General features: G+C 37.3%; 4 protein-coding genes. All 4 read left to right on the forward strand.

Annotation, left to right across the window (positions count from 1 at the left end):
* Positions 1-647 (forward strand): hypothetical protein (locus E1171_RS06965; RefSeq protein WP_222931431.1); only part of this gene is annotated, 647 nt, incomplete at its 5' end.
* A gap of 408 nt (positions 648-1,055) precedes the next feature.
* Positions 1,056-1,196, forward strand: a complete 141-nt coding sequence (locus E1171_RS06970) for a hypothetical protein (RefSeq protein WP_155205290.1) — start codon at positions 1,056-1,058, stop codon at positions 1,194-1,196.
* A gap of 247 nt (positions 1,197-1,443) precedes the next feature.
* Positions 1,444-2,037: an outer membrane protein gene (locus E1171_RS06975; RefSeq protein ID WP_155205291.1), complete on the forward strand. Its 594-nt coding sequence runs from the start codon at positions 1,444-1,446 to the stop codon at positions 2,035-2,037.
* Between the two features lie 96 nt (positions 2,038-2,133).
* Positions 2,134-4,509: a penicillin-binding protein 1C gene (gene pbpC / locus E1171_RS06980; RefSeq protein ID WP_155205292.1), complete on the forward strand. Its 2,376-nt coding sequence runs from the start codon at positions 2,134-2,136 to the stop codon at positions 4,507-4,509.
* Positions 4,510-4,866 lie beyond the last annotated feature (357 nt).

Raw genomic sequence — 4,866 nt, forward strand, 5'->3', positions numbered from 1 at the left:
ACTTTCACTATCAACTAAATGGAGAAACTATGAAAACCTTTAAATTAATCCCCCTCTTATTTTTTTTCTTTTATCATCCAATAATGGGTCAAACTTCTCAAGGAAATTTTCTATTAGGAGGAGTTGCCAGTTTTAATGTACAAAACGATGTCGGGCAGGAAGGTAGGGTTTCTACTCTTTCTGTTTCTCCAAACTTTGGCTATTTCATTATAGACAATTTGGCTATGGGGTTAAGTTTGCCTCTCAATTTTAAATGGGATAAATGGGCAGGAGGTAAAGGTAGAAATATAAACCTTGTTTTAGGTCCCTTTGCGAAGTATTATATTCCAGTGGCAGATAGAGTCTCCTTTTTTGGAGAAACAGCTTTAGGTTTGGGAACAACAAATGTAAAGCAAGATCCTAGATATAGACCAATAGAACCTGAAGACCCTTTACTAGATCCTCAAATAAGGTATAAGGAGATTCTTAGAGTCTATAAATTGGGCATGGGATTAGTTTATTTTCTATCCCCACAAGTGGGATTAGAAGGAGAATTAGCCTATGTTGCCCAAAGTACCAGGCTTAAAAGCGAGTTAATTGATTTCCTGAATGATACGGAAAAAAATAGAAATCTCTCCTTTACGATAGGGCTTCAAGTATATTTATAGAATATCAATTGAAAATGCCTTTTGCCTAAATTGAACTCAAATAAAATCTTTAAACTTAAACTATGATTTTTGTAATTGGGAAGGTTTAGCTTGAACTATTAATTCATCTAAATTATTAAAGTCTATGAAAACTTTAAAAATACTTCCCTTGCTCTTATTATTCCTTTATCAATCTTGCATGGCCCAAACTAAAAAAGGAAACTTGCTTTTGGGGGGATGGTTAGCTTTACTTCGAAATCCATCCCAAATCAGAAAGAAAAAGTTTTCTCCCTTTTTTTAGCTCCTGGTTTGGGATCTTTTGTGATAGATAATTTAGCCTTCGGGCTTACTTTGTCCTGGGATTTCTCCTGAACTAGTGAAGAAGATTTTCAGGGAAATGTTTTTAGTGCTTAAAATCAAAATGATTTTATGGGGGCGATGATAAAGTATTATATACATAGAACCAGTTGGTTCGGTACTATTGAGGAAGCAGCCCTTCTAATAGGAGGAAGAAAATACAAAGAGGTATTAGATGTTGGTGGAACAAAGGAATCCTATGAAGAAGAATAGTCGGCAAGTGCGGCTCAAATTGGGGAGGGAGTGGTGTATTTCTTATCTCCTAAAATAGGATTGAAAGGCAAACTGGCCTACACCTCTATGCAGTTTGTATAGGGGTATGAAGTTCAATATTAGTTTAGAAATTTTTCCTTTGACCCAGGCTTTCAAATTTATTTTTAATAGAATAAAAAAGGGTATAATTATTGTTTCAATAGTGGATTTATAGACTAATATTTTTTAACCAATAAAACTTGATTCTATGAAAATTTTCAAATTTTTTCCATTAATGGTATTGTTCCTGTATCAACCACTTATGGCTCAAACTAATAAAGGAAATATGCTTTTAGGTGGAGGGGGAGGCTTTTATTATAGTAAAGCTCAGGATCAGGAGGGGCATTATTCTAGTCTTAGCCTTGCACCTAATTTGGGTTACTTTGTAGCAGACAATTTTGTTTTGGGCTTGAGTCTGCCTTTTAGGCTTAGTTGGTCAAAGTCGGAATGGGGTAAATCTAATTCCCAACAATTTACAGTGGGGCCTTTCACCAGATATTATGTTCCTATAGCTAATAGAACTTCTTTTTTTGGGGAAGCGGGTTTAGGGCTAGGAACCTACAAATATAAATATAAACCTATTGATTCTGAGGTCTCTTCTGAGGATGAAAGAATGTCAAAAAATACAAATTACAGATTTGGATTTGGATTAGGGCTAGTCTATTTTCTTGTTCCAAATGTAGGTTTGGAAGGAAAGTTGGCCTATAATTATAACAAGGCAGATTATGATGATGAGGACAATTTATCTGATTCTTCAGAAAGAAATATTGCCTTTAATGTGGGACTTCAGGTTTATTTCTAGTTTCTTTGATTAAGTTCAAAAAGAATTTTGGAAATTGTTTAATTTGCATATTCAAAACCCTATTAGGGCTAAAGTCTTGATAGGGTCTTACTTTTTATGAAATTAATTTTTTTTCCACCTCGTAATCTTAAAAGGAAACATTTCCTTATTTTTCTTCCTTTACTATCCATTATTATTTGGATACTTTACCCTCTACCCTCTCCCCTTTTTAAGGATCCCTATGCTTCAGTACTTAAGGCTAAAGACGGGACTCTTTTAGGCGCAACTATCGCGGACGATGAACAATGGCGCTTCCCCATTGCTGATTCTATCCCTATGAATTTTGAACAGGCTTTGTTGCATTTTGAGGATGAATATTTTTACAAACATCCTGGAATTAATCCCTTTTCCCTTGGACGGGCCATTTGGCAAAATATGAAAGCGGGAAAAGTAATCTCCGGAGCCAGTACACTTAGTATGCAAGTGATTCGTCTTTCCCGAAAGGGGCAAAAAAGAACGATTGTAGAAAAGTTATGGGAAATGGCTTTGGCTCTTAAATTGGAACTATATTATTCTAAAAAACAAATTCTTAACTTTTACGCTGCTCATGCCCCCTTTGGAGGGAATGTAGTGGGGCTTTCGGCAGCATCCTGGCGCTATTTTGGAAGGGAGGTCGATCAGTTGTCATGGGCAGAGGTTGCTACGCTAGCTGTTTTACCCAACAGTCCGGCTTTGATTTATCCGGGTAAGAATTCTCCCCTGCTAAAAAAGAAACGTGACAACCTTCTTGAAAAGCTTTATCAAAATCAAATTATCGATTCTTTGACTATGGCATTGGCCTTAGACGAACCTCTTCCTGGAAAGCCTTATCCCTTACCACAACAAGCATATCACCTTCTTCAAAGGGCCATGGGGGAAGGGCAAAGGGGGACGGTTATTAACTCAAGTCTGGACCCTCATTTGCAACGAAGAGCATCTGAAATAGTGCAATTACATCATGAAAACCTTCGCCTGAACCAAATTCATAATGCTGCGGCTATTATTATTGAAATTGAAAGTGGGAATACCCTGGCTTATGTGGGAAATGTAAAGGGAAGCGGCAGACATGGGGAGTCGGTAGATATCATTACTTCTCAAAGAAGTACAGGAAGTATTTTGAAGCCTTTTCTTTATGCTGCTATGTTAAGTGAGGGTAAGTTATTACCTAAACAGCTATTACCAGATTTTCCAGTTTTTTTCCAGGGTTTTGCCCCCAATAATTTCAATAAGAAGTTTGATGGGGCTGTTCCTGCTGATAAGGCTCTTTCGCGTTCTTTGAATATTCCCTTTGTCTTTTTATTAAAAGAATTTAGGTATGAAAAGCTACACTTTAAATTAAAACAGTTGGGTATGAAGAGTCTGGACCAACCAGCTTCCCATTACGGTTTATCACTAATTTTGGGTGGGGCTGAAGTCAACTTGTGGGAGCTTTCGGCTATGTATGCGGGAATGGGAAGAACATTAAGAAATTATTATCGTTATCCAGGGGAAAAACGTTACCGAAATGATGATGTCTTTCAAAATCATTATTTGCTAACCAATAAAGCTTCAATACGTAAAGGAACTGATGAAGTTGGGGTTTTAGGTGCTTCCTCAATTTGGTATACGTTGGAAGCAATGCAAAACCTTCAACGTCCGGATGATCAGGCCGATTGGCAGGAATATAGTTCTTCGAGGCCCATTGCCTGGAAAACGGGTACAAGCTATGGTTTCCGGGATGCTTGGGCGGTCGGAATGGATCGGGATTATGTGGTAGCCGTTTGGACGGGAAACGCAAGTGGAGAAGGTCGTCCCGGTCTTTTAGGGGTAAAAACGGCCGCACCCCTGCTATTTGATTTGTTTGATCTTTTACCAAGGACTTCTTGGTATGATTTCCCGGAAAGTGATACCCAAAGTCTGTTGATTTGCCAGCGAAGTGGTTTGCAAGCAACTGCCCATTGTCAACCGATTGATACCCTTTCCGTTCCTAAGGTAGCCATTCGGGCTGAAAGTTGTTCTTTTCATAAGAACATTCATCTCAATGCAGAAGGTACCTATCAGGTTAATAGTGATTGTTATCCTGTTCATCAGATGAAGGAAAAAAACTTTTTTGTATTGCCTGCTGTACAGGAATGGTATTTTAAACCCCATTCTATCTGGTATGAATCTCTTCCTCCTTTTATGCCAAATTGTGGACAAAATTTTACAAAGAGAATGGCTTTTATTTATCCTAAAAAAAGAAGCCGAATCTATATCCCAAAGGAACTGGATGGTGAAAAAGGAAGAGTAGTCTTTGAGGCTGCACATAGGGAACCTAATATCACCCTATTTTGGCATTTGGATAATCAATTTCTGGGAGAAACAAAGGGTTTGCATCAAATGGCTTTTGTTGCTTCAAAGGGAAAACATGAACTCACACTCATTGATGCCGATGGGGAAGAATTGAGGGAATGGTTTGAGGTGGTTGGGGAGTAAGTTTTGGTTTTATATTGATCTATATAAACCTTGATTTTAGTGTTTGTCAAAGTAAAATGATACTACAAAGATTTAATTTTCAAGGAATCCTAGGAAGAGCAACCAAATGCCCAAGTCCACAGAGAGTTTGTCCAGACTATTGCGATGTTGTGAGAAAAAATGTCCATTGGGCTTGTAATCCATTTGTATCCTCAGTTTTTAAATGAAAAGCAGTGCTGAAGGGTGTTTTTTCTAAAATTAATAGGTGAATAAAGTAAACCATATTTAAAAAAGTTGATTATTTTCCTCACCCAATTTCTACTTACTCCAAATAAATTTAGGGTCCTATTATTGAAAATATATTAATTTATTTTTCTG

This window comes from Xanthovirga aplysinae (assembly GCF_009711365.1).
Lineage (GTDB): Bacteria > Bacteroidota > Bacteroidia > Cytophagales > Cyclobacteriaceae > Xanthovirga > Xanthovirga aplysinae.